General features: G+C 63.1%; 26 protein-coding genes. 7 read left to right on the top strand and 19 right to left on the bottom strand.

The features are described from left to right. The first annotated feature begins 40 nt into the window (after nt 1-40). Nucleotides 41-1,144, top strand: coding sequence for a 3-isopropylmalate dehydrogenase (gene leuB / locus NKH57_RS03000; RefSeq protein WP_352941573.1), 1,104 nt, complete (start codon nt 41-43; stop codon nt 1,142-1,144). 292 nt (nt 1,145-1,436) lie between these two features. On the opposite strand, the gene NKH57_RS02995 is transcribed toward leuB, so the two are convergent. Continuing rightward, nucleotides 1,437-2,147: a DUF805 domain-containing protein gene (locus NKH57_RS02995; protein ID WP_352941571.1), complete on the bottom strand. Its 711-nt coding sequence runs from the start codon at nt 2,145-2,147 to the stop codon at nt 1,437-1,439. Nucleotides 2,148-2,260: 113 nt separating this feature from the next. Next, nucleotides 2,261-4,135, bottom strand: coding sequence for a DEAD/DEAH box helicase (locus NKH57_RS02990; RefSeq protein ID WP_352941568.1), 1,875 nt, complete (start codon nt 4,133-4,135; stop codon nt 2,261-2,263). Nucleotides 4,136-4,570: 435 nt separating this feature from the next. Here NKH57_RS02990 and NKH57_RS02985 point away from each other — a divergent pair, with 435 nt between their 5' ends. Next, complete coding sequence (locus NKH57_RS02985; RefSeq protein WP_352836968.1) at nt 4,571-5,605, top strand: aspartate-semialdehyde dehydrogenase; 1,035 nt, start codon at nt 4,571-4,573, stop codon at nt 5,603-5,605. Nucleotides 5,606-5,781: 176 nt separating this feature from the next. Here NKH57_RS02985 and NKH57_RS02980 read toward each other — a convergent pair whose 3' ends face one another. From NKH57_RS02980 to NKH57_RS02970, 3 genes are all read right to left on the bottom strand, one after another. Then, entirely contained in the window at nt 5,782-6,213 is a 432-nt protein-coding gene (locus NKH57_RS02980; RefSeq protein ID WP_352941565.1) for a type II toxin-antitoxin system PemK/MazF family toxin, read from the bottom strand. Nucleotides 6,214-6,216: 3 nt separating this feature from the next. Next, nucleotides 6,217-6,486, bottom strand: a complete 270-nt coding sequence (locus tag NKH57_RS02975) for a type II toxin-antitoxin system prevent-host-death family antitoxin (RefSeq protein ID WP_352941563.1) — start codon at nt 6,484-6,486, stop codon at nt 6,217-6,219. A 62-nt stretch (nt 6,487-6,548) separates the two neighbouring features. Then, on the bottom strand, nt 6,549-6,962 hold the full coding sequence (locus NKH57_RS02970) for an ACT domain-containing protein (RefSeq protein ID WP_352941561.1): 414 nt from the start codon (nt 6,960-6,962) through the stop codon (nt 6,549-6,551). 285 nt (nt 6,963-7,247) lie between these two features. On the opposite strand from NKH57_RS02970, the gene NKH57_RS02965 reads away from it, so the two are divergent. After that, entirely contained in the window at nt 7,248-7,511 is a 264-nt protein-coding gene (locus tag NKH57_RS02965; protein ID WP_352941559.1) for a YMGG-like glycine zipper-containing protein, read from the top strand. 83 nt (nt 7,512-7,594) lie between these two features. Here NKH57_RS02965 and rpsP read toward each other — a convergent pair whose 3' ends face one another. The 6 genes from rpsP to NKH57_RS02935 form a co-directional block, all read right to left on the bottom strand. Then, complete coding sequence (rpsP, locus tag NKH57_RS02960; RefSeq protein ID WP_352486144.1) at nt 7,595-7,996, bottom strand: 30S ribosomal protein S16; 402 nt, start codon at nt 7,994-7,996, stop codon at nt 7,595-7,597. Nucleotides 7,997-8,049: 53 nt separating this feature from the next. After that, nucleotides 8,050-8,391: a chorismate mutase gene (locus tag NKH57_RS02955; RefSeq protein WP_023758950.1), complete on the bottom strand. Its 342-nt coding sequence runs from the start codon at nt 8,389-8,391 to the stop codon at nt 8,050-8,052. Between the two features lie 7 nt (nt 8,392-8,398). Further along, on the bottom strand, nt 8,399-9,991 hold the full coding sequence (gene ffh / locus NKH57_RS02950) for a signal recognition particle protein (protein ID WP_352941555.1): 1,593 nt from the start codon (nt 9,989-9,991) through the stop codon (nt 8,399-8,401). A 285-nt stretch (nt 9,992-10,276) separates the two neighbouring features. Beyond that, the gene (locus NKH57_RS02945; RefSeq protein ID WP_352941552.1) at nt 10,277-11,233 is read right to left on the bottom strand and encodes a CPBP family intramembrane glutamic endopeptidase; all 957 of its coding nucleotides are present in this window, start codon (nt 11,231-11,233) and stop codon (nt 10,277-10,279) included. Nucleotides 11,234-11,522: 289 nt separating this feature from the next. Next, nucleotides 11,523-12,122 (bottom strand): DUF1236 domain-containing protein, encoded by a 600-nt coding sequence (locus NKH57_RS02940; protein ID WP_352941550.1) that lies wholly within the window; start codon nt 12,120-12,122, stop codon nt 11,523-11,525. A gap of 61 nt (nt 12,123-12,183) precedes the next feature. After that, nucleotides 12,184-13,281, bottom strand: coding sequence for a zinc-binding metallopeptidase family protein (locus NKH57_RS02935; RefSeq protein ID WP_352941547.1), 1,098 nt, complete (start codon nt 13,279-13,281; stop codon nt 12,184-12,186). A gap of 320 nt (nt 13,282-13,601) precedes the next feature. Here NKH57_RS02935 and NKH57_RS02930 point away from each other — a divergent pair, with 320 nt between their 5' ends. Next, nucleotides 13,602-14,399, top strand: a complete 798-nt coding sequence (locus tag NKH57_RS02930; protein WP_023758945.1) for a lytic murein transglycosylase — start codon at nt 13,602-13,604, stop codon at nt 14,397-14,399. 175 nt (nt 14,400-14,574) lie between these two features. Here NKH57_RS02930 and NKH57_RS02925 read toward each other — a convergent pair whose 3' ends face one another. Then, the gene (locus NKH57_RS02925) at nt 14,575-15,798 is read right to left on the bottom strand and encodes an argininosuccinate synthase (protein ID WP_352728807.1); all 1,224 of its coding nucleotides are present in this window, start codon (nt 15,796-15,798) and stop codon (nt 14,575-14,577) included. A 203-nt stretch (nt 15,799-16,001) separates the two neighbouring features. Between NKH57_RS02925 and NKH57_RS02920 the strand changes: the two genes are divergently transcribed. Beyond that, a complete protein-coding gene (locus NKH57_RS02920; RefSeq protein WP_352941544.1) occupies nt 16,002-16,643 on the top strand; it encodes a LysE family translocator in 642 nt (213 codons plus the stop codon). Here NKH57_RS02920 and NKH57_RS02915 read toward each other — a convergent pair. From NKH57_RS02915 to rlmN, 3 genes are read right to left on the bottom strand one after another with little or no spacing between them, the layout of a single operon-like run. Further along, a complete protein-coding gene (locus tag NKH57_RS02915) occupies nt 16,615-17,097 on the bottom strand; it encodes a hypothetical protein (protein WP_352941542.1) in 483 nt (160 codons plus the stop codon). The two genes, NKH57_RS02920 and NKH57_RS02915, sit on opposite strands and share 29 nt — an antisense overlap. Before the next feature lie 8 nt (nt 17,098-17,105). Next, on the bottom strand, nt 17,106-17,543 hold the full coding sequence (locus NKH57_RS02910) for a hypothetical protein (RefSeq protein ID WP_352941540.1): 438 nt from the start codon (nt 17,541-17,543) through the stop codon (nt 17,106-17,108). After that, complete coding sequence (gene rlmN / locus NKH57_RS02905; protein WP_352836929.1) at nt 17,540-18,775, bottom strand: dual-specificity RNA methyltransferase RlmN; 1,236 nt, start codon at nt 18,773-18,775, stop codon at nt 17,540-17,542. The genes NKH57_RS02910 and rlmN overlap by 4 nt, the downstream gene beginning before the upstream one ends. 269 nt (nt 18,776-19,044) lie before the next feature. Between rlmN and NKH57_RS02900 the strand changes: the two genes are divergently transcribed. Beyond that, complete coding sequence (locus NKH57_RS02900; RefSeq protein WP_023758939.1) at nt 19,045-19,344, top strand: hypothetical protein; 300 nt, start codon at nt 19,045-19,047, stop codon at nt 19,342-19,344. Between the two features lie 161 nt (nt 19,345-19,505). On the opposite strand, the gene NKH57_RS02895 is transcribed toward NKH57_RS02900, so the two are convergent. The 3 genes from NKH57_RS02895 to NKH57_RS02885 all read right to left on the bottom strand — a co-directional run bounded on the left by NKH57_RS02895 (nt 19,506) and on the right by NKH57_RS02885 (nt 21,237). Further along, entirely contained in the window at nt 19,506-20,009 is a 504-nt protein-coding gene (locus tag NKH57_RS02895) for an invasion associated locus B family protein (RefSeq protein ID WP_023758938.1), read from the bottom strand. Nucleotides 20,010-20,276: 267 nt separating this feature from the next. Beyond that, on the bottom strand, nt 20,277-20,639 hold the full coding sequence (locus NKH57_RS02890) for a YkvA family protein (protein WP_352941536.1): 363 nt from the start codon (nt 20,637-20,639) through the stop codon (nt 20,277-20,279). Between the two features lie 304 nt (nt 20,640-20,943). After that, nucleotides 20,944-21,237, bottom strand: coding sequence for a 4a-hydroxytetrahydrobiopterin dehydratase (locus NKH57_RS02885; RefSeq protein WP_352941533.1), 294 nt, complete (start codon nt 21,235-21,237; stop codon nt 20,944-20,946). 93 nt (nt 21,238-21,330) lie between these two features. Between NKH57_RS02885 and NKH57_RS02880 the strand changes: the two genes are divergently transcribed. Beyond that, nucleotides 21,331-21,849 (top strand): low molecular weight protein-tyrosine-phosphatase, encoded by a 519-nt coding sequence (locus NKH57_RS02880; protein ID WP_352941531.1) that lies wholly within the window; start codon nt 21,331-21,333, stop codon nt 21,847-21,849. On the opposite strand, the gene thpR is transcribed toward NKH57_RS02880, so the two are convergent. Next, the gene (thpR, locus tag NKH57_RS02875) at nt 21,753-22,349 is read right to left on the bottom strand and encodes an RNA 2',3'-cyclic phosphodiesterase (RefSeq protein WP_352606082.1); all 597 of its coding nucleotides are present in this window, start codon (nt 22,347-22,349) and stop codon (nt 21,753-21,755) included. The genes NKH57_RS02880 and thpR overlap by 97 nt on opposite strands. Nucleotides 22,350-22,418: the final 69 nt, after the last annotated feature.

Here is a 22,418-nt window from a genome sequence, read left to right as displayed (position 1 = left end):
GGCCGCAAATCGCAACGCATTCTTTCTGGGACGGTTCTCCATGGCAACGAAGCATCTTTTCCTGCTCGCCGGCGACGGCATCGGTCCAGAGGCCATGGCCGAGGTCAAGAAACTGATTGCTGTCATGAACGACAAGCTTGGCAGCGATTTTTCCACTGACGAAGGTCTGGTCGGCGGCTGTGCCTATGATGCGCATGGCGCGGCGATCTCCGATGCCGACATGGAAAAGGCGATGGCGGCGGATGCGGTGCTGTTCGGCGCCGTCGGCGGTCCGAAATGGGATGCGGTGCCCTACGAGGTGCGCCCCGAAGCCGGCCTGCTGCGCCTGCGCAAGGACATGGAACTGTTCGCCAACCTGCGCCCGGCCATCTGCTATCCGGCGCTGGCGGCGTCCTCGTCGCTCAAGCAGGAGGTGGTCGAGGGTCTCGACATCCTAATCGTGCGCGAGCTGACCGGCGGCGTCTACTTCGGCGAGCCGAAGCAGATCATCGATCTGGGCAATGGCCAGAAGCGTGGCATCGACACCCAGGTCTACGATACGTTCGAGATCGAGCGCATTTCGGGCGTCGCCTTCGAGCTGGCACGCACCCGCAAGAACCACGTCACCTCGATGGAAAAGCGCAATGTGATGAAGTCGGGCGTGCTGTGGAACGAGGTCGTCACCCAAACGCACAAGGCGCGCTATTCAGACGTCAAGCTCGACCACATGCTGGCCGATGCCGGCGGCATGCAGCTGGTGCGCTGGCCAAAGCAGTTCGACGTCATCGTCACCGACAATCTGTTCGGCGACATGCTGTCCGACATCGCCGCCATGCTGACCGGCTCGATCGGCATGCTGCCGTCGGCCTCGCTCGGCGCGCCCGATGTGAAGACCAAGAAGCGCAAGGCGCTGTACGAGCCGGTGCACGGCTCGGCGCCGGATATTGCCGGCAAGGGCATTGCCAACCCGATCGCCATGATCGCCTCGTTCGCCATGTGTCTGCGCTATTCCTTTGGCATGGTTGACGAAGCCGACCGTGTCGAAAGCGCGATCGCCGCCGTGCTCGACGCAGGCTTGCGCACCAAGGACATTTTCTCCCCCGGCATGACCGAGGTCGGCACGGTGGAGATGGGCGACGCGATCATCGCCAAGTTCATGGGCTGATCCTGCGGCGATCCGTGGCTGCGCGGGGCGAACGGTTGCGGCAACCCTGTGGCCGATCCTCAATGTCGGCGCGGCCCATCATTGCCCTGCCGGGCATTTCTCCCCGTAAACGGGGAGAAAGAGGCTGATCGCAACGCCGGCGCCTATCCTGCGGCGTTGGTAATTGGCGAAATCACCGAGAAGAGCGCCCCTCGCCCCGTTTACGGGAAGAGGATGCCGGCAGGCAGGTGAGGGGCAGCGCGAACGTCGACGAGAAAACTGAAGCTCGGCCGGCGCCCGGTCGCACTGCAGCCTAAACCCTGACTCCCGTCGGCACCGGCCCCCACTGGTTTTCCCGGGCCTGCGTCGGGATCAGCGCGAAGACCAGGATGATCAGGCTGCCGATGGTCGGGATTAAGATCACCAGATACAGCCAGCCCGACAGGCCGATGTCATGGATGCGGCGAACGGTCATGCCGAGGCTTGGCAGCAGGGTCGCCAGCACGAAGGTGACGCAAAGGCCAACGGTTACCGCCGCCGATACGCTGCTGTCGAAATTGCCCATTTCGCTGTCGGCGAAAAGACCGATGCCGCCGATGATCAGCAGCGAGACCACCCAGAACAGGAAATAGCCCCAATATTCCTTGCGGCGGGCCCGGCCGGCGAAATTGAAATAGTTCTGCGTCACGCCGCGCCAGAAATAGTCCCATAGGCCGGTGCGCTCGACGGGCTCGGACGAGCGGCCGAAATGCTGGGCATGGACAGCGGAAGCTGCCGTTGCGTTGCCAGCTTGAATCGGGGCGGTTCCGGCGTCAGCGTGCGGGGCCTCGATGGCCGTCTGGACACCAATCGAAAAGGCATCGCGTGCCTGGCCGCCGCCCGGCTCGAACTCGACGACCGTGCCCCTGGGCATGGCGCTTTCCCGGCGCAGGTTCTCGCGGGTGAAGGTGTAACGATTGCCATCGGCTCCAATGATGAAGCCAAAACCCTGGTCATCGTCATAATGAAGCACTTCGCCGCGCATAGGCCACCCCTTCGCCACGTCCCGATCAAGATGTGGCACAGGGCCGAGCCGATGGGCAAGCGGCACTATGAAGTGCCTGCCGTCGCTGCCGGAAAATGAAGCTGCTTGCGATCTTATGAAGGCCGCTTCTTCGCCTTCTTGTGCTTGGGCGCGCCGGTGTTTTCGAACTTCGGCTTACCCGGCTTCTTCGCCCAAGGCTTTGTCTCATGCGCGACCGTCGGGCGCTGATCGGCTGACGCCGGTGCGTGCTTTTCGAACTTGCGCTTCGGCGCGTTGGGATCGAACGGTGCCTTGCCACGATGCGGTTTCTTGTCGGGGCTTGGCGCCTGGTAGCCGGCACGCGACAGGTCGGGCGTGCCGTCCAACCGCTTCACCATGATGTTGTTCTGCAGTTTGCGGTCGGGACCGATCGCCGCCAGGAAGCGGTCGGCCCAGTCCGCCGCGATCTGCACGAAGGTCTCTTCCGGTTGCATCTTGATGGCGCCGATCTCGCGCTTGCTGATGCTGCCGGTGCGGCACAGCATCGGGATCAGCCAGCGCGGTTCGGCATTCTGCCGGCGCCCGATCGACAGCGAGAACCAGACGCTGGCGCCGAAATCGTCGCGGCGGCTGGGTGCTTCGTCGCGACGTGCGAAACCTTCGCCCGCCGGTCTTTCACGCGATGGCGTGAACGGCGCGATTTCGATGAGGTCCTCGGGCGCCGATCGGCTGGCGCGGCACTGGCGCACGAAAGCTGCGGCCACCTGTTCGGCGCCATGTTTGGCGAGCAGCGCGTCGATGAAACCGCGCTCGTCCTCCTTCACCGGTTCGTCGAAGACCGGATCGGCAATGATGCGTTCGTCGTCGCGCCGTATCACGTCGTCGGCCGAGGGCGGGCTCGCCCATGTCGCCTTGAGGCCGGCGTTCTGCAACAGCCGCTCGGTGCGCTTGCGGGCACTGTTGGGCACGATCAGCGCGCTGACGCCCTTGCGCCCGGCGCGGCCGGTGCGACCGCTGCGGTGCAGCAGCGTTTCCGGATTGGTCGGCAGGTCGGCATGGACGACCAGTTCGAGGTTGGGCAGGTCGATGCCGCGCGCCGCGACGTCGGTGGCGATGCAGACTTCTGCGCGGCCGTCGCGCATCGCCTGCAAGGCATGGCTACGTTCGTTCTGGCTGAGCTCGCCGGACAGCGCCACGACCGAAAAATTGCGGTTGTTGAAGCGCGCGGTCAGATGGTTGACGGCGGCGCGCGTGTTGCAAAACACCAGCGCGTTCTTCGCCTCGTAGAAACGCAGCACGTTGATGATGGCGTTTTCCCGGTCGGGCTGGGCGACGCTCAGCGCCCGGTATTCGATGTCGAGATGCTGCTTTTCCTCGCCGGCGGCTGAAATGCGCACGGCATCGCGCTGATATCCTTGCGCGAGCGTGGCGATGGAGCGCGGCACGGTGGCCGAGAACATCAGCGTGCGGCGCTCGGCCGGTGCGGCGTCGAGGATGAATTCGAGGTCCTCGCGAAACCCGAGATCGAGCATCTCGTCGGCCTCGTCTAGCACCACTGCCTTCAGCGCCGACATGTCGAGCGAGTGCCGCGTGATGTGGTCTCGCAGCCGGCCGGGCGTGCCGACGACGATATGGGCGCCGCGCTCCAGCACACGCCGCTCCGAGCGCATGTCCATGCCGCCGACGCAGGACGCCACCGTGGCGCCGGTCAGCTCGTAGAGCCACTCCAACTCGCGCGTAACCTGCAGCGCCAGTTCGCGCGTCGGCGCCACCGCCAGCGCCAACGGTGCCGCGGCGTGGCCAAAGCGCTCGGCGCCGTCAAGCAAGGTCGGCGCCAGGGCAAGGCCGAAGGCGACCGTCTTGCCGGAGCCGGTCTGCGCGGAAACCAGCGCATCGGCCTGGCCGAGTTCGGGGGCAACAACCGCCTTCTGTACCGGGGTCAGCTCGGAATAGCCGCGTTTTTCCAGCGCCCTGGCAAGCGCTGGGACAAGTGCTTCGAAATTGGACATCTCACTCTTTCGGAATTTAGGGTCTGCGCTCATCATGGAGCACATGCCGGGGCCGACCTAGCGCCAGCCAAAACAATCTTGGCTGTTCGTACTTCGCGCAGCCGCCATTGTACAGGGTGCGCGGGAAACCGAGGTCGCTCGGCAATTGACTCTTGACGCAAACCGCGTAAAAGCCGGCACCGAACAGGATAGTTTCGATGCGCGGCCTTTTGATGGCGTTTCTTGCATTCGACCTCCCTGGCCGCAATGCACATCATTGGGCCGGGCGCGTCGGCGCGTCTCCCCGTTCTAGCAAAACTATGGCCAAAACCACCACCAAAACGGTGTGACTCCCTTGGCCTAACCACCCTCTCCCGGGTCCGGCCCGGGGGACGGAACCCGCATCGGCCAGCGGGTTTCTCCAAAAACCAAGCGGAGAGGGACAGGAGATTTCTAATGAGTTTCAAGGTAGCGATCGTCGGCGCCACGGGCAATGTGGGCCGGGAAATGCTCAACATACTGGAAGAGCGCGGCTTTCCGGTAAGCGAAGTCGTGGCGCTGGCCTCGCGGCGCAGCCAGGGCACCGAAGTGTCGTTCGGCGACCGCACGCTGAAGGTCAAATCGCTCGACCAGTATGATTTTTCCGACACCGACATCTGCATCATGTCGGCCGGCGGCAACGTCTCCAAGGAATGGTCGCCGAAGATCGGCAAGCAGGGCTGCGTCGTCATCGATAATTCGTCGGCCTTCCGCTACGACCAGGACGTGCCGCTGATCGTGCCGGAAGTTAACCCGGATGCGATCTCGCTGTTCACGCGCAAGAACATCATTGCCAACCCGAACTGCTCGACGGCGCAGCTCGTCGTGGCGCTGAAGCCGCTACACGACTTCGCCACCATCAAGCGCGTCGTCGTCGCCACCTACCAGTCGGTATCGGGCGCCGGCAAGGAAGGCATGGACGAGCTGTTCACGCAGACGCGCGCCGTGTTCGTCGCCGACACCGTCGACGTCAAGAAGTTCACCAAGCGCATCGCCTTCAACGTTATCCCGCACATCGACGTCTTCCTCGACGACGGTTTCACCAAGGAAGAGTGGAAGATGGTCGCCGAGACCAAGAAGATGCTCGACCCCAAGATCAAGCTGACGGCGACCTGCGTTCGAGTTCCGGTGTTCATCGGCCATTCGGAAGCGGTCAACATCGAGTTCGAAAAGCCGATCACCGCCGACGAGGCTCGGGATATTCTTCGGGACGCCCCGGGCTGCCAGGTCTTGGACAAGCGCGAGGACGGCGGCTACATCACGCCGCTGGAATCGGCCGGCGAGGACGCCACCTTCATCTCGCGCATCCGTGAGGATTCGACCATCGACAACGGCCTGTCGATGTGGATCGTCTCCGACAATCTGCGCAAGGGCGCGGCGCTCAACGCCGTGCAGATTGCCGAACTGCTGGTCGAGCGCGGCCTGATCCAGCCGAAGAAGAAGGCGGCCTGACGGCCATCAGTTTTCGCTCACGGGCCGTATCGCCGCTGCCGCGGCGGGCCCTCCGCGGGGGCGCCGGACGACCGGCGGCCCGCCGTCGCGGGCTCGGCCTTTGGCCGGAATGCGGCGCCAAGCGGGACTCTTCGAATTATCCTTCGCTGACCGATCGGCGTTGCCATCCGTAACGGTCAGTCGCGCGGCACCTGACGGCCTTGCCCGGTTTCCCAGATCGTCTTGAGGCGCTCCACCATCGACGAAAACAGCCGTGGCGGCAGCAGGCCGTAGTCGTAGCGATCGGTGGAGCGTGGTACGGGACGTAGGTCATAGCCTGGCCATACGAAGCGATTGCCTTCGTGGAGCATCACCCATGAGCGCTTGCCGTCCAGACCCAAGTGACCTTTGACGGCTGGTGGCAGCTCGATCGCCAGCGATGGGTCTGCTGGCGATACATGCGTGATTGGCACCACCGTGACGATCAGGCCATCGGCGCCGCGCTCGACGGCGAGGACGATCACGCAAGGGCGATCTTTCCGCCCTTCATCCTGTCCGGCTTGCTGCTCATGATGCCACAAATACGCGTAGGAGATCACGAGGCCGAGTTGCGGGTCGGGAAGCGGCATGCCTTACTTGGGATTCATCAAGGCATTGAGATGATCATGTTCCGATGACATGCGGCCGCCGGCGATAGCTTCCACTTCCTCGCGCTGCAGATCCTTGGTCGCAAATGATTGCCGGGCCAGGTTCTTGTAGTGCTGCAGCTCTTCATACTCGACAGCCGAAACGAAATAGCCGGTTGGCCTCCCGTGACTCATCACGGCGACCGGCTCACGCTGCACGATCTCCCGGTAGCGCCCGAAATTACGGGTGAATTCGGTGGTGGGAACTTTACGCATGGTCCATCCTAAATCGCGTAAGTTACGTTATTGACGTAATTTACGCGACTTATGGGGTGCTGTCAAAGTTCAGCCGCCCCTTCCCTTGTCCAATTGACCAACAGCTCCAGCGCTTCCTCCGCCCGGTCGGCGGGGACGAAAAGATGGTCGTGGTAGAAGGCTGAGACAGGATTGACGCCCATGCCGGCGGCGGCCAGGCGGGTGGTGATGGCGGCGAGGAAGCCGACGGCCTCCAGCGACGAATGGATGTTCAGCGTCAGCATCCGGCAGCGGAACGAAGTGGTCAGCGCAGCTGCGCTGGCCGCCTCCTCGGCCACGATAAGCGTCGCGCCCTCGCGCTCGCGGAACACCATCACCGGGTCGAGGCCTCGCGGCTGCGCGACGCCGGGCGCGAGCGTGGCGAAGACATAGGTGCCGGCGAGCAGTTCCGGCGTCATCGATCCCAGCAGTGTCTTCAGATCGGTTTCGCCGGTCATTCTTTCTTCTCGATGGATACGGGCCGCGACGTCCCTCAATATCCACCCGCGAAGGGTGACGATAGCCACTCCGACACGCTGCGCGGGGTGCGCGCGCTGATCCGGCTCAGCCGATAAGCGATATCCCGCATGGCGTTTACATTGGAAGGCCGGCCGCAATCGAAGCTCCGCTGCCTGCTGGAAAGCTAGCCCTTCGCCGGCAATCTCCTTTGGATCAAATCGGCCAGTTGCGAGTTAGGTATTTGCTCGGCGGAGGAGGCGGCTCCTACCTGGAGAGGAACGACAATGAAGAAAACGATGCTTTTGATGGCCTTGCTGGTGCCGCTCGCCGCTTGTTCGCAAACGGAAAAGGGCGCGGCTGTCGGCGGATTGGGTGGTGCTGCCGTCGGTGCGGCGGTCGCCAACAATCCGGTTCAGGGCGCGGTGGTCGGCGGCGCTGTCGGCGCTGTTGCCGGTGCGTTGATCGGCCGGGCGAGCGAACGGGGCGAATGCCGCTACCGCGATCGTTATGGCAGCGTCTACATCGACCGCTGCCCACGCGGATATTGATAGGCCGCGTTCGCAAAGTGATGTCGACATAGCAAAACGGCGGGCCTTCGCCCGCCGTTTTCGTGGATGCGATATGGCAATATTTATTCGGCGGTGGCGGCTTCCGCCTCGGCCGGTGCAGCAGTGGCGGCCGCGGCAGCGGCTGCCGCGTCTTCCTGCGCCTTCTTCAGAAGGGCAGCGCGTTCCTGCGCCTTCTTGCCCGGCTCGGCCTTCTTCGGATTGGCGCGGGCTTCGCGCTTGACGAGTCCGGCCTCGTCGAGGAAGCGCAGCACGCGATCGGTCGGCTGGGCGCCATGCGCCAGCCAATGCTTGACGCGTTCGGCGTCGACCTTGACGCGTTCGCCGTCCTTGGGCAGCAGCGGGTTCCACGAGCCGATCGACTCGATGAACCGGCCGTCACGCGGCGAACGGGCGTCGGCGATGACGACGTGATAGTAAGGACGCTTCTTCGAGCCAGCGCGGGCCAGTCGGATCTTCAAGGGCATTTCTATTCTCCTAAAAATTCTCAGTTCGTTGATCGGGTTTCAGTTGGTTTTCGTCACGCCGTCGGCAGCGAGGTCTTTGTTTCGCCACCGTTCGAAGCGGCGATCTGTTCGTGGTGGCGGATCACTTCGCGGACGACGAAGTTGAGGAATTTTTCCGCGAAATCTGGGTCGAGATGGGCATCCTTCGCCAGTTGGCGAAGCCGGGCGATCTGCTGCTGCTCGCGCGCCGGGTCGGCCGGCGGCAGGCCATGCGTCGCCTTGAGTACGCCGACCGCCTTGGTGCAGCGGAAGCGCTCGGCCAGCATGTGGATGAGTGCCGCGTCGATGTTGTCGATCGAGGCGCGATAGTCGGCCAGGATGGTGCGTGCGTCGGCCATGTCCTTTTCTTCGTTCATGACGTCCTCACTTCTTCTTGCCGAGGCCAGGCAACCCGCCGCCCATTCCGGGCAGACCGGGAAGTTTCATGCCGCCGGGCAGCCCGGGCAGACCACCACCACCGGGAAGCCCTTTCATGCCGCCAAGACCGGATGCCTGCGCTTGCTTCTGCAAGGCCTCGAGCTGCTTGGGGTCCATCTTCGACAGGTCCGGCATGCCGCCGCCCATCATGCCGCCCATGCCGCCCGGCATCATGCCGCCGAGGCCCATCTTGGAGGCGAGGCCACCCATCATGCCGCGCATCAGGCCGCCGCCTTTGCCCTTGCCGCCCATCGCCTTCATCATGTCGGCCATTCCGCGGTGCATCTTGAGCAGCTTGTTGATTTCGGCCGCGTCGGTGCCGGAACCGGCGGCGATGCGCTTCTTGCGCGAATGCTTGAGCAAATCGGGGTTGGCGCGCTCGGCCTTGGTCATCGACGAGATGATGGCGAGCTGGCGGCCGAACATCTTGTCGTCGAGACCGGCGGCAGCCATTTGGTCCTTCATCTTGCCCATGCCGGGCATCATGCCCATGATGCCGCCCATGCCACCCATCTTCGACATCTGCTGAAGCTGGCTGGCGAGGTCGTTCAGGTCGAACTTGCCCGACTGCATCTTTTTGGCCATCGCCGCCGCCTGTTCGGCATCGATGTTTTCGGCGGCCTTCTCGACGAGCGAGACAATGTCGCCCATGCCGAGAATGCGGTCGGCAATGCGCTTGGGGTGGAATTCCTCCAGCCCGTCCATCTTTTCGCCGGTGCCGATCAGCTTGATCGGCTTGCCGGTGACGGCGCGCATCGAAAGTGCCGCGCCGCCGCGACCGTCGCCATCCATGCGGGTCAGCACCAGGCCGGTAATGCCGACACGTTCGTCGAAGCTCTTGGCCAGATTGACGGCGTCCTGGCCGGTCAGCGAGTCGGCGACCAGCAGGATCTCGTGCGGGCTCGACACCTTCTTGATGTCGGCCATCTCGACCATCAGCGGCTCGTCGATATGGGTACGGCCGGCAGTGTCGAGGATGACGATGTCGTGGCCGCCGAGTTTGGCCGCCTGCACGGCGCGGCGCGCGATGTCGACCGGCGACTGGCCGTCGATGATCGGCAGCGTGGCGACCTTGACCTGTTCGCCGAGCTGGCGAAGCTGCTCCTGCGCGGCAGGACGCCGCGTGTCGAGCGAGGCCATCAGGACTTTCTTGTTCTGACGCTCGGAAAGGCGCTTGGCGATCTTGGCCGAAGTGGTCGTTTTGCCGGAACCCTGCAGGCCGACCATCATGATGACGACCGGTGCCGGCGCATTGAGATCGACGGCGACGCCCTCGGCGCCGAGCATGTCGACCAGCTCGTCATGGACGATCTTGACGACCATCTGGCCGGGCTTGATCGATTTGACAACTGCGGCGCCGACGGCTTTCTCGCGCACCTTGTCGGTGAACGAGCGCACCACTTCCAGCGCCACGTCTGCCTCGAGCAGCGCACGGCGCACCTCGCGCAGTGCTGCCGAGACATCCGCCTCGGACAGGGCACCGCGGCCGGTGAGGCCGTTCAGGATGGAGCCAAGACGCTCCTGAAGCGATTCAAACATTCTTTTTCCTTTTCCCAGGCAAGCGGTGCCCGAGAGGTAATGCGTTCGCGCCAAGTGTCCAAGTCTCATGGCGAGCAAAAGCCAAAACCAAAACGCACCCGGGGGCGCTCAGCGCTGCCGGGTGTTGGCCTCCAGGATCGATTTACAGCACTTCGCCTCGAAAAGGTTTCGGCGTCCTGGTCGGCTTGCTCGGAGGGATACTCGTCGCGGAATTCGGGGCTGTAGACAGGAAATCGGCGCCAGAGTCAAGACAAGCGCAGTTTCGCCTTGTCCCCCGGGCTGCGATCAGGCCGAGCTCGCTCTATTCGGAAGCTCGGCGGCCACCCTGAGCGGCGAACGCGAATGTAAAAGCAGCACGATCGTCAGCAGGCTGCAGCCGATGCCGATGAAGGCGATAAGTACTGCATCAGCTGTCGTCCAGCCTGGTCCTTCGAGTGGCCTGGCATTGAACAGGGCGAAGGAATTGTAGCTCTCCTGATGCGAGATCAGCAGGAAGCCGGTCAGATTGTTGCCGAGATGAGCGCCGAGGGCAGCGCCGAGATTGCCGGTGGCATAGACGACAACCGTCAGCAGCAGCGCGAAAGCGGCGATCGAGGCGAGCACGCAGGCGTTGATGGCGGCGGATGAGCCGGGGCTCCAATGCAGCGCGGTGAACAGCAGGGCCGGCAGCAGCGCCCAGATGAACGGGCTGCTGAACCGGTTGGCCAAGCCCCGCAGCAGATAGCCGCGGAACAGCACCTCTTCCGAAGACGTCTGCAGCCCGGTGAGCGCGACGATCGGCATTGCAAACAGCAGCCAGGATGACAGGCTGATCGGACCGCGCGCGATCTCGGGCTGCAAGAGATAGAGCAGGATCTCGGAGACAAGAGAGGTGATCAGCACCGCAATCAACCCCTTGAGAAAGTCCGATCGCGACACGCGGCGGCTGACGCCGAGCAGCGCCGACAGCTTCTCACGGTGGACCCAGCGCATGGCGATCCACAGGCCGATCCAGATGCCGGCAAACGACGCAAGCGCGGTGAAGATGCCGAGGGGCGAGGCGAGGAACCCATGCACGCCGGATGGCGTCGCCGCACCGGCCTGCCAGGCAAAGAACGCATAGATGCCGCCGAACAGCACGGCCATCGTCGTCGCGGCCCAGAACAGGATGACGATCGCGGTTCCCAGGAGCAGGCGCGGTAAGGTCGTCCTGGCGTTGGGTGAGCGCCGATAGCGTTCGAAGGCGGCCGAATCGATCGTCACGCTGGTTCCTTGCCGAATTCACTGCCTGTTGATCTAGGGCATTTCACCGTTTCACGAAAACGGCGAACCGCTCTAACTCTATGTTTTGACGCAATTCCGGACGGAAAACCGCGTCACGCTTTTCCTTGAATTGCTCTAGCCGGGGGCCGAGAAAATCGGAATCGATTTCGCAAGGGAGCATTCGCGTCTCGGAGATCGCAACACGTCCATCGATGGCCCGCATGGCAGCACGGCTCTGCCTGTCAGTCAGGCGGCCGCTGCGGTTGCGGCCGCCTTATGCAATTCTCTGTCAGCGTACCACGTACATGATGCGCCGCGTCTGCGGGTCGATCAGCGCCCGCTGGCCGTTCACGTAGACATAGCGATAGTCGTAGTTCGGGATTTCGCGCAGCTCGACGGTGTCCGGCAAGATCGCGCCGGTCACCACCTCGCCTTCAAGATAGACTGGATCGAGGCGATGCGTGTCGACATAGGTGCGGACCTCGGCGGGAGGCGGCGGAAATTCATCCACCACCGGATCGCTGGCGATGATCGCGCCGGTATAGTCGGTCGAATAGTCGCCGATGTCGTCCGGGGGCGAGACCACAGCAACGCTGGAACGGCGTTGCGTCAGCACCACCCGGCTGCCGCCGGAATTAGTCGTCACATAGTCGGAATAGACCCAGCCCTGGCCGCCGGTCTCGGCGATGGTGCACCATTTGCTGTTTTCGATGCAGCCATTGAGCGTCGCCGACTGGCCGGCGGCAAGCACGCCAATGACAGGATATTGCGGGCCGGGCCCGGCGCGGACGTTGAGATCGGTAACCGCGGAGACGGCGGTGTCGGCAAGCGCGGTGCCCGACATCACGGTCAGCATTCCGGCGACCGCCGGAAACAGTAGGGATTTCATGGCTTTTCTCCGTTTCATGGTCCCTCGCCTGCGAAACGGATCAGTGGCGCATGCGTTCCCGCTAAAAGGCCTGCGCCAACTCACGATTTGTTCCCTTTTCTTTCGGCAAACCGGTCAGAAGTTCGTGAACGAAGACCAGTTTCCGTGCCGTCATGTCCGAAATGACGAAGGGGTAGAGATCGGGCAGGCCCATGCAGCGGTTGATCGAATTGGAGGCTTCAGACAGCACCAGCCAGCGGGCAAGGATCTTTTCGAAAGGCACGGGCGCGGTCGCCGGCTCCGAAGGTGCCGCCTGCAGCCCGCCGCCGGTATCGCCCCGCGGCAAATCGTTGGCTTCCACCGTCTCCAGCCGGCCGAGCGGAAAGTTCAGCGCGTGGACCATCTCCAACGTGTCGGTGATATGCAGATGGTGGGCCCAGGTCTCGGCCCAATCTTCCCATGGGTGCGAGGTGGCATAGGCCGAGATATGGGCTTGCTGCCAGTCGGGCGCGGCACCATTGGCATAATACGACTTCAACGCCTGTTCGTAGTCGGGGCGCTCATCGCCAAACAGCGCACGGAACGCCTCCAGCCTCCGCGGATCGTCGCGGATCAGGCGGTCCCAGTAGTAGTGGCCGAGTTCGTGGCGGAAATGGCCGAGCAAGGTGCGATAGTTCTCGCCCATCTCGACGCGCCGCTTCTCGCGCTCGGCTGAATCCGCCTCGGCGACGTTGAGCGTGATCAGGCCATTGTCGTGGCCGGTCAGGATGCGCTCGCCGCCGGGCCCGCCGCCGATCGGATCGGCGAGGAAGTCGAAGGCCAGCCCGACCTCGTCGGCAGGGCTTAGCTTGGGCGCAACCGGCAGTCCGAAGGCCAGCAGCGAATAAATGGCACGCTTCTTCGCCGCCTCGACGCGTATCCAGCGCCGGCGGTTGCCGTCGACGGAAAGGTCAGGGATCAATTGGTTCAGTACGCAGGCGCGGCAAAACCCCTGTCCGGGCTCGGCCATCCAGTTGCAGGCGCATTCGTCGGCATTGGTGCACTGGAAGACGCCGTCGAGATCCGACAGCGCAAAACGGGCGTGCTCTGGATCGTAGAGCACGAGACTGCCGCAGTTCAGGCACTGGGCGTTCTCGAAATAGAGGCGATGGCCGCAATGCGGACAGTCGAAGAGTTTCATGTCGGTCTCTAACCTTCAGAGCCAGCATATTCAGGGCGGCAGGTGCCCAACGCGAACCGCCCACCGGCGTTCCCATATATCGAGGCTATTCGCCGCCAGATGCCCGCCGCCAGCAGGGCCCAGGCTGTGTTAATACCCACCGAGCCGGCGCCGATGATCACGATATCGACGCCTTCTTTTGGGGCCGCTTGCCACAATAATCACTTGATCGTAGGCAAATTCCACGGCATTCGCCAGCAATGCAGCGGCGACAGTGACAAGGGCGTGTTTCGCTGGCAAGTTCGCAATTGGGACGTGATTCAGGCAACCAGGAGAACAACATGGCATTTCTTGCCAAGGGAAAGATGTTTGCAGCAGCCGTGGTGTCGGTGCTTGCGCTGGCGACGGGCGCGCAGGCGGGAGCCAGCTGCGGCAAGACCGGCGCCGGCTTCGAGGCTTGGAAGCCGGAGTTCGCTGCGCAGGCCAAATCCGAAGGTGTGGGCGCCAGGGGTCTGGCCGCCCTGGCCGGCGCGACCTACGCAACAAAGACGATCTCAGTCGACCGGGGCATCCACAAGGCCTTCAGCGGCTCGGTGGACGATTTCATGAAACGCCGTGGCGGGTCCGCGATCATTTCCAAGGGCCGCGCACTGAAGAAGGCGAACGCGGCGCTGTTCGACAAGATCGAGGCGAACTACGGCGTGTCGCCGGGTGTGTTGCTCGCCATTTGGGGCATGGAGACCGGCTTCGGCTCCGCCATGGGCAACCAGAATACGGTCTCGGCAATTTTGACGCTTGCCTATGATTGCCGCCGCCCGGAATTCTTTTACCCGCATGCCATTGCAGCCCTGAAGCTGGTTGATCGTGGGGCGTTGACAGCCTCGTCGGTCGGCGCTGCCCATGGCGAGATTGGCCACACGCAGTTCCTGCCTGGAAATGTCTTGAAGTACGGTGTCGGCGGCGGAAACCTGCGCGACAAGGCCACCGCGTTGGCGTCCACCGCCAACTTCCTCAAGGGTCATGGCTGGCGGGCCGGTGCCAGTGCGCAGTCGAATATCGGCGCGATCGCCGGCTGGAATTCCGCGAGCGTCTATCAGCAGGCCATCGCCCGCATCGCCACGGCGATAGACGGCGACTGAGAGCTGGCATCTTCGACAAGTGGCCCGGCCATGCGCCGGGCCTCCTGCGGCAATCACTTCAGTTTGAACCGTCGCTATACAGGAGAAGTGCGCGGCAAGGCGACGAGGGGCAGCGCCTTGCCGACAATCGGGCCCGGCAGGGACGCCGGGTTTGCTCGAGGCGGCAGGTTGAAGGTCACCCCTTGCGGTTGCGCGCCGCGAGCGTCCTGAGCCGCAGCGCGTTGAGGCGGATGAAGCCGGCGGCGTCCTTCTGGTCGTAGGCGCCACGGTCGTCCTCGAAGGTGACCAGCGCATCGGAATAGAGCGTCTTCCTGGACTTGCGGCCGGTGACCATGACGTTGCCCTTGTAGAGCTTCAGCCGGACCGTGCCTTCCACGTCTTCCTGGCTCTTGTCGATCATCGCCTGCAGCATCAGCCGCTCGGGCGCGAACCAGAAGCCGTTGTAGATCAGCTCGGCGTAGCGCGGCATGAATTCGTCCTTGAGGTGGGCGGCACCGCGGTCGAGCGTGATCGATTCGATAGCACGGTGCGCTGATATCAGGATGGTACCGCCGGGCGTCTCGTAGACGCCGCGCGACTTCATGCCGACGAAGCGGTTTTCGACGAGGTCGAGCCGGCCGATGCCGTTGTCGCGGCCGAGATCGTTGAGGGCTGCCAGCATGGTTGCCGGCGACAGTTTCTTGCCGTTGAGTGCGATCGGATCGCCCTTGAGGAACTCGATCTCGATCTCGGTGACCTTGTCCGGCGCATCCATCGGCGAAACGGTGCGCTGGTGAACGAATTCCGGCGGTTCGGTCCATGGGTCTTCCAGCACCTTGCCCTCGGAAGAGGAGTGCAGGAGGTTGGCGTCGACCGAGAACGGGGCGTCGCCCTTCTTGTCCTTGGGCACCGGGATCTGGTGCTGCTCGGCGAAATTGATCAGGTCGGTACGCGACTTGAACGACCAGTCGCGCCATGGCGCGATGACCTTGATGTCGGGGTTGAGCGCATAGGCCGAGAGTTCGAAGCGAACCTGGTCGTTGCCCTTGCCGGTGGCGCCGTGCGCAATCGCGTCGGCGCCCGTCTCCCTGGCGATCTCGACCAGATGCTTGGAGATCAGCGGCCGCGCGATCGAGGTGCCAAGCAGATAGGTGCCTTCATAGACGGTGTTGGCGCGGAACATCGGAAAGACGAAGTCCGAGACGAACTCCTCGCGCACGTCGACGACGCGGATGTCCTTGATGCCCATCATCTCGGCCTTGCGGCGGGCCGGCTCGAGTTCACCTCCCTGGCCAAGATCGGCGGTGAAGGTCACGACCTCGGCGCCGAGCTCCGTCTGCAGCCATTTCAGGATGATCGATGTGTCGAGGCCGCCGGAATAGGCGAGTACGACTTTCTTGACGTCTTTGGCTTTTGACATTTGGCGGTTCCGCGACTGAGTTCCTGGCGGGCGAGGTATCACGCAGTTTCCGGGCTGCGCAAGAGATGAAGGGCGTGCGGCGAAACAAGGTCGCATCAGGACAGCCGATTGAGAAGCGCTGGATCAGCCCTTTGCCGCCCAGCCGCTGGCTGTGAGGGGCTGCATCCTCTATAGGCATGCATATTCTTGCCAAAGGGCCAACCATGTCGTTCATTCCAGACACCGCCACGCTGATCCAGTTCGCCATCGCCACCGTCATCCTGGCGATCACGCCGGGTCCGGACATGACCTTGTTCGTCTCGCGCACGCTGAGCCAGGGCCGTGCCACCGGCTTTGCCTCGATGGCCGGTGCACTATGCGGCACGCTGATCCACACCACGCTGGTGGTGGTCGGCGTCTCGGCGCTGATCGTCGCTTCGCCGATGGCCTTCTTCGTGCTGAAGATCTTTGGCGCCGGCTATCTCGTCTTCCTGGCCTGGCAGGCGGTCACCAGAGGCTCGGCCTTCTCGCCGGAGAAGAAGACGGGCCCCGAGGTCTCGCTGCTGCGCAGCTGGGGGGCCGGGCTCGGCGTCAATCTGCTCAACCCGAAGATCATCCTGTTCTTCATGACCTTCCTGCCGCAGTTCGTCTCCGCGCATGACCCGAATGCGCCGGGAAAGCTGTTTTTCCTGGGCACGATGTTCATCGTGCTGGCGATCCCAGTGACCGTGCCGATGGTGCTGGCGGCGGAAAAGTTCTCGGCGGCGATGAAAGCCAGCCCGCGCGTGACGCGGGTGGTCGATTATCTCTTCGCCGGCGTTTTTTCGGCCTTTGCGCTCAAGATCCTGACGGCCCAGGCGAAGTAGACTTTCTCTCCTCTTGCCACCAGCTGCCGGCCCAGCGCCCGGCGCTGAGCCAGTAGAAGATGCCGCCGACCATGCCGCCGCCAATCACCGCCATGATGGCGCTGATGTCGGTAACCGCGAAGGTGGTGTCACCGCTGTGGTCGACCATGCCGAGGAAAACGCCAGCAACCACCGCGCCCGCCAACGCATAGAACAGCCAGTCGCGCCGGCCTAGGATTTCGGCCAGCAGGATGACGACGCAAGCCGGCATCAGGGCGAAATAGGCGACGAACAGGGCGACGAAGGGAATTGAGAAATACAGGGAAGCCGTCGCCGTCGGGTGCGCGTGCTCCGGCGTGTAGCCCAACGATGCCAGGAACAGGACGTTGAGGAACGCGCTCGCCGCCAGCGAGGCGACGGCATAGCCGAACAGGATCACGGCGAAACGGAGGAGATAGCCGATGAGACGGGTCATTCCAGATCTTAGCCCCGGGGCATGCCGGACTTGCGCCCGGCCAGAAGCCAGTAGACCGATCCGGCGGCAATGCCGGCCGTGGCCAGAAACCCGAGAAAACCCGGATTGAAGACAAAGCTGCCGGCCGAGCGCGGCATGGATACGCCAAAGGCGATCGACGTGATCGCACCCGTGGCGGCGAAGTAGAACCAGCCCCGAAGCGACAACCGTTCGGCAACGAAGAGCGCAGGGCCGACGATCAACAGCGCGCCGATCGTCACGGTCAGCACAGCGAGAGGGAAGGAGCCCAGCCAGTCGAAGGCGAAGATGATGAACCAGTTGCCGTCTTCGATGCCTTCCAGAAGAGCGATCAGCAGCACGGGGACCAGGATCGAGGTCAGCACGGCGGCGAAATAGCCGACGGCCATCGTAGCGAGGCGCTTCAGCCAGGCGAGGCGGCGGCTCACGCCTCGCCGTGCCCCGCGATCATCATGGCCTCCAGCGCCAGCCGGTCGACCTTGCGCATGCGCTCGGAGTCCGATTTAAGCTGGCCGCAGGCGGCGAGGATGTCGCGGCCGCGCGGCGTGCGGATCGGCGAGGCGTAGCCGGCATTGTTGATGTAGTCGGCGAATTTCTCGATCGTCTCCCAGTCCGAGCACTGGTAGTTGGTGCCCGGCCACGGGTTGAACGGGATCAGGTTGATCTTGGCCGGAATGCCCTTGAGCAGCTTGATCAGGCCTTTTGCGTCCTCGATGGAATCGTTGACGTCCTTCAGCATCACATATTCGAAGGTGATGCGCTTGGCGTTGGAAAGGCCGGGATAGGCGCGGCAGGCGGCGATCAGGTCCTTCAGCGGATACTTCTTGTTGATCGGCACCAGCAGGTCGCGCAGATCGTCATTGGTGGCGTGCAGCGAGATCGCCAGCATGACGCCGATCTCCTCGCCGGTGCGGAAAATTTCCGGCACGACGCCGGAAGTCGACAGCGTGATGCGCCGTTTGGACAGCGACAGGCCATCGCCGTCGGAGGCGATCAGCAGGGCCTTCTTCACCGCCTCGAAATTGTAGAGCGGCTCGCCCATGCCCATCATCACGACGTTGGAGACTTTGCGGCCCTCGGCAGGCACGATGGCGCCGTCGGGCGTGTCGCGGTCGGGAAAATCGCCGAGCCGGTCGCGGGCTGTGAGCAACTGGGCGAGGATTTCCTCTGATGTCAGGTTGCGCACCAGCTTCTGCGTGCCGGTGTGGCAGAACGAGCAGGTCAGCGTGCAGCCAACCTGAGAGGAGATGCACAGCGTGCCGCGGCCTTCCTCGGGAATATAGACGGTCTCGATCTCGACCGGCCGGCCGGCGCCGCGCGGCGGAAAGCGGAACAGCCATTTGCGCGTGCCGTCGGCGGAGATCTGCTCCTCGACGATCTCGGGCCTGGCGACGGTGAAATGCTTGTCGAGTTCGGCGCGCAAATCCTTGGAGATGTTGAACATGCCGGCAAAGTCGGAGACACCGCGCACATACATCCAGTGCCAGAGCTGCTGGGCCCGCATTTTCGCCTGGCGCTCCGGCACGGTTCCCGAAGCGACAAGGGCCTCGCCGAGCTCAGTGCGCGTCAGGCCGATCAGCGACTGCTTTTCGGGCAGCGCCGCACGGGCACGCAACGCGTCACGGGCGCCTTCGGTGGTGAGATCGAATGAAAGGGTCATGGTTGCACAGATATAAGCGGTTTGCGGCCGATTTCACTTATCGTGCCGGCATGAAGCGCGGCGCATAGCACAGGTTGGGGGCAGAGTCATGCGGTGGGAGTCCAAACCCATGGATGCAGGTCGAAGGCCCGCTGCGGCTATCTGGCAACCTTGCCCTGTCCTCCCGCTGCAAGGAAACGATCACATGATCGTGTTTGCGTAACGATTCCCATCGCGCCTTCGAAATCTGAATGGGGCAACTTTGCCTCTACAAAATGGGAGTACGCAGAATGAACTCTATCAAGCTAGCCCTCATTGCCGGCCTCGTCGGCCTTTCCGCCTCGCAGGCATTTGCCGAAGACGCGATGGGCACAATGACCATGATGAAGAGCGGAGAGGTGACGGCGATCATGCCGGATGGGCACATGGGCACCATGAAGCCGGATGCGAAGATGGCGGCCGAGATGATGAAGATGGCAAAGCCGATCAAGCACTGCATGATGATGATGACCGATGCCAAGGGCAAAGCGTATATGATCGATACGTCGACCAAAAAGGCTCAGGCCGAATGTGAAAAAATGGCCATGTAAGACTGAACCCGTCAAGATCGAGACCCGCCGGCACACGCCGGCGGGTCATTCCGATGCGGGGTCCAAATCCCCCGCCGGGCCTTTGATCTAAAGCGCTGATGTCCGGCCTCGGGGAGCCGGTCTTCGCTATTGCGCCATAGGCTATCGGGGTGGGCGCCAGCCTATTTGCACTTGGCGATCGACGTCAGCGCAGCCGAAATGCCCTTCAGCGAGAAGACATAGGAGGTCGGGTTGCCGCGGCCGGACTTCGCCGTCACCTTCATATCGGTGCCGGTCTTCATGGCGGCGATCAGCACCGGCTCCTCGGCGGCGTTCTCGACCCAGGCCGACTTGCCGCGCGTGAACATCGAGAACGACTTCTTGTCGATGGTGACGGTGGCCTTGGAGCCTTCCTGGAAATTGTAGCCGGCGATGAATTGCGGCTCGTAGGACACTTGCTGGCCGGGCCGCTGGCTGACGAAGAAGAACATGTCGCCATGGTCGAGCGTCGGCGGCTGCTTGTCGGTCGGCACGGTCAGCACATAGCAGACCTTGCCGCCCGATGCCTGGTAGCTGTAGGTGCCCCAGGCATTGTGCTGGCCGATCTTGGTCGCCGACTGAGCCAGTGCCGGCGCTGCCGCGGCGACCAGGACCAGGCTCGAAACTATAGCAATCAATCCGCGCATCGTTTTTCCCGTATTCCAAAGGTGCGGCGGCAGGCCGGCTCGGCGTCCTGCCCGTCGCTTCATTTTGATTTAATCTGGGTTACCAAACAGTGAATTTCCTTTGAGAAAGGAATCCCACCCCGAGGAAACCGCCGCCATTCCCGCGCCGCCGCCTTGCGAGCGAGTGGCGCGACGTCCCTTTGGCGACTTGGAGGCCACGAAAGCGGCAAGAGTTTGACTTTCATGCCGCCGCCGAAACCGGCCTAAATGGCGCTTTCGTGCGCCTGTTCAGCCCTTGTCGGCGATGGCGTCCTTGGCAGCCTGCCGGTGCGCAGGGGTGATGTGGGCGCTGACAGCGGTGATCGCGGCGGTGAGCACGGCGATGTCATCGGTGAAACCAAGCCCGAGGATGAAGTCGGGGATGACATCCACCGGCAGCACGAAATAGCCGAGCGCGGCCAGCAGAATGCCCTTGGCGCGCAGCGGCGTGTTCTTGTCCATGGCGCAGTAATAGGAGGCGACGACCTCTTCCATGAAGGGGATCTGCCGCGCCGCCTTCTTGGCTGTCCGCCGGAATTTCTCGCGCACTTCATTCTCGTCGGCGAGCTTGCCGCCAAAGCCGAAGAAATCAAAACCGGATTGTCGCGCCATCAGTGTCTCCTAGCAGGACTCATGCGCAACCCGGCACATGTCGGCGAGGCGAAATGTGGTGAAAGGCGACCCCTACTGCAAGATACCGGCCCATTCCTCGACCCGAAAATCGGAATCGGTGTTTGCCGCGCGGACCAACGGTTCAGGGGATGCCGGCCTACAAAGGCGCTCGTCAGGCTGGCAATCGCCTCTTTGGAGATTTGCGGAAACGCCCCTCCCGTCGTCATTCTAGGGTCTGCGCGTCCGCTTCGCTCCCCCTCCGCCCGTGGATGACGAAGCTGGGGTTGCGCACCTTTGGATCTCCTTAACCGGCAAAGCGGTTCATCTTCTTGGCCAGATCGATATCGAGCGCGGTCACACCGCCGGCATCGTGGGTGTTGAGCGTCACCTCGACGGTCTTGTAGACATTCGACCAGTCGGGATGATGGTCCATTTTCTCGGCGGCGAGCGCAACGCGGGTCATGAAGGCGAAAGCCTCGGAGAAATTCGCGAAGGTGAACGTGCGCTTGATGGAGGCACCATCCGCAGCCGGTGCCCAGCCTTCGAGCCCGGCCAACGCGGCGGCGATTGCGTCCTTGCCCAGTTTTTCTCTCGTCATGTCAGTTTCCCGTGTTATTTCGGCTGAAAGACTGTTTGGAACCCTGGCGAGTTTAGAAACCGTCTCTGGAGTCCTTACCATAGTGTCCGATCGATGAGCGCAAAGCCCATAAATTCCATTCTTTTCGTCTGCCTCGGCAACATCTGCCGGTCGCCACTGGCGGAGGGCGTCTTTCGTGCCGTGCTGGCGGAGCGTGGGTTGGGCAGGAATATCCTGCTCGATTCAGCCGCCACCAGCAGCTGGGAAGCCGGCGCAGCACCCGATCCACGCTCGATCGCGGTTGCGGCGCATCACGGTGTCGACATTTCCTGTCAGAGGGCGCGCAAGGTTACGCCGGAGGACTTCTCCCGCTTCGACCTGATCCTCGGCATGGACCGGTCGAATGTCGCCGACCTGAAAGCGCTGGCGCCAGCAGCCATGCGCGACCGGGTGCAACTGTTCCTTGAATTCGCAGACCGCAAGGCACGCGATGTGCCGGATCCCTATTATGACGGGGCGGAAGCTTTCGCTTCGGTCTACCGCATGATCCGCGAGGCATCGGAAGCGCTGGCGACAAGGCTGGAGGCGCGGGCATCCGTGCCCGACAGCGGCCAAGCTTCCTCGACGATATAGGGGCCGCCGCCGACCGAATCGCGCGACGACATCAATACGAAGCGACCGATACGAAACGGCAGCGTCAAGAAATTGCCGCGCGCCGACAGATATTGGGCGACGTCCAGCGGGGTCGAATTGCGCAGCCTTGCAAGTGTGACATGCGGCATGAACTTGCGGGGGTCGGCTGGGATGCCGAGCCGCTGGCAGATGCGGTCGATTTCGCCCTGAAGGGCGGCAAGATCGGGCGAGGTGGAAACGCCGGCCCAAACGGCATGCGGCTTTTTCTGGCCGAAGGCACCAACGCCGGACAGGGCCAGCGAAAAGGAAGGGCGGTGGACGCGGTCGAGTGCGTTGGCGATCTCGTCGGCGACGTGACCAGGTACATCGCCGATGAAGCGCAGTGTCAGATGGTAGTTCTCGACATCGATCCAGCGGGCGCCGGGCAGGCCGCCCCGCAGCAGGGACAGCGAAAGGGCAGCGTCACGCGGTATTTCGAGGGCGGTGAAAAGACGCGGCATGAAGAGCCTCCCTTCCTCGAATCGAACTGTCACCTCTAGCGAATCATCGATAGTCAAACGGGGCAAGAG

This window comes from Mesorhizobium sp. M1050 (genome assembly GCF_040318715.1).
In the GTDB taxonomy this organism is placed as follows: domain Bacteria; phylum Pseudomonadota; class Alphaproteobacteria; order Rhizobiales; family Rhizobiaceae; genus Mesorhizobium.
Note: the sequence above shows the minus strand (reverse complement) of the source record. Positions and strands in the feature narration are given on the sequence as shown.

Excerpts from the sequence above, each read along its gene's own strand:
- rpsP (WP_352486144.1), bottom strand. The coding sequence starts at position 7,996 with ATGCCCTTGAAGATCCGACTGGCCCGCGCTGGCTCGAAGAAGCGTCCT.
- NKH57_RS02915 (WP_352941542.1), bottom strand. The coding sequence starts at position 17,097 with ATGACCCGTCTCATCGGCTATCTCCTCCGTTTCGCCGTGATCCTGTTC.
- leuB (WP_352941573.1), top strand. The coding sequence starts at position 41 with ATGGCAACGAAGCATCTTTTCCTGCTCGCCGGCGACGGCATCGGTCCA.
- rlmN (WP_352836929.1), bottom strand. The coding sequence starts at position 18,775 with ATGACCCTTTCATTCGATCTCACCACCGAAGGCGCCCGTGACGCGTTG.
- NKH57_RS02885 (WP_352941533.1), bottom strand. The coding sequence starts at position 21,237 with ATGACGAGAGAAAAACTGGGCAAGGACGCAATCGCCGCCGCGTTGGCC.
- NKH57_RS02990 (WP_352941568.1), bottom strand. The coding sequence starts at position 4,135 with ATGTCCAATTTCGAAGCACTTGTCCCAGCGCTTGCCAGGGCGCTGGAA.
- NKH57_RS02890 (WP_352941536.1), bottom strand. The coding sequence starts at position 20,639 with ATGGCGCGACAATCCGGTTTTGATTTCTTCGGCTTTGGCGGCAAGCTC.
- NKH57_RS02970 (WP_352941561.1), bottom strand. The coding sequence starts at position 6,962 with ATGACCGGCGAAACCGATCTGAAGACACTGCTGGGATCGATGACGCCG.
- NKH57_RS02995 (WP_352941571.1), bottom strand. The coding sequence starts at position 2,147 with ATGCGCGGCGAAGTGCTTCATTATGACGATGACCAGGGTTTTGGCTTC.
- NKH57_RS02980 (WP_352941565.1), bottom strand. The coding sequence starts at position 6,213 with ATGCCGCTTCCCGACCCGCAACTCGGCCTCGTGATCTCCTACGCGTAT.
- NKH57_RS02985 (WP_352836968.1), top strand. The coding sequence starts at position 4,571 with ATGAGTTTCAAGGTAGCGATCGTCGGCGCCACGGGCAATGTGGGCCGG.
- thpR (WP_352606082.1), bottom strand. The coding sequence starts at position 22,349 with ATGCCGCGTCTTTTCACCGCCCTCGAAATACCGCGTGACGCTGCCCTT.
- NKH57_RS02965 (WP_352941559.1), top strand. The coding sequence starts at position 7,248 with ATGAAGAAAACGATGCTTTTGATGGCCTTGCTGGTGCCGCTCGCCGCT.
- NKH57_RS02930 (WP_023758945.1), top strand. The coding sequence starts at position 13,602 with ATGGCATTTCTTGCCAAGGGAAAGATGTTTGCAGCAGCCGTGGTGTCG.
- NKH57_RS02880 (WP_352941531.1), top strand. The coding sequence starts at position 21,331 with ATGAGCGCAAAGCCCATAAATTCCATTCTTTTCGTCTGCCTCGGCAAC.
- NKH57_RS02955 (WP_023758950.1), bottom strand. The coding sequence starts at position 8,391 with ATGAACGAAGAAAAGGACATGGCCGACGCACGCACCATCCTGGCCGAC.
- NKH57_RS02895 (WP_023758938.1), bottom strand. The coding sequence starts at position 20,009 with ATGCGCGGATTGATTGCTATAGTTTCGAGCCTGGTCCTGGTCGCCGCG.
- NKH57_RS02975 (WP_352941563.1), bottom strand. The coding sequence starts at position 6,486 with ATGCGTAAAGTTCCCACCACCGAATTCACCCGTAATTTCGGGCGCTAC.
- NKH57_RS02920 (WP_352941544.1), top strand. The coding sequence starts at position 16,002 with ATGTCGTTCATTCCAGACACCGCCACGCTGATCCAGTTCGCCATCGCC.
- NKH57_RS02900 (WP_023758939.1), top strand. The coding sequence starts at position 19,045 with ATGAACTCTATCAAGCTAGCCCTCATTGCCGGCCTCGTCGGCCTTTCC.
- ffh (WP_352941555.1), bottom strand. The coding sequence starts at position 9,991 with ATGTTTGAATCGCTTCAGGAGCGTCTTGGCTCCATCCTGAACGGCCTC.
- NKH57_RS02925 (WP_352728807.1), bottom strand. The coding sequence starts at position 15,798 with ATGTCAAAAGCCAAAGACGTCAAGAAAGTCGTACTCGCCTATTCCGGC.
- NKH57_RS02935 (WP_352941547.1), bottom strand. The coding sequence starts at position 13,281 with ATGAAACTCTTCGACTGTCCGCATTGCGGCCATCGCCTCTATTTCGAG.
- NKH57_RS02940 (WP_352941550.1), bottom strand. The coding sequence starts at position 12,122 with ATGAAATCCCTACTGTTTCCGGCGGTCGCCGGAATGCTGACCGTGATG.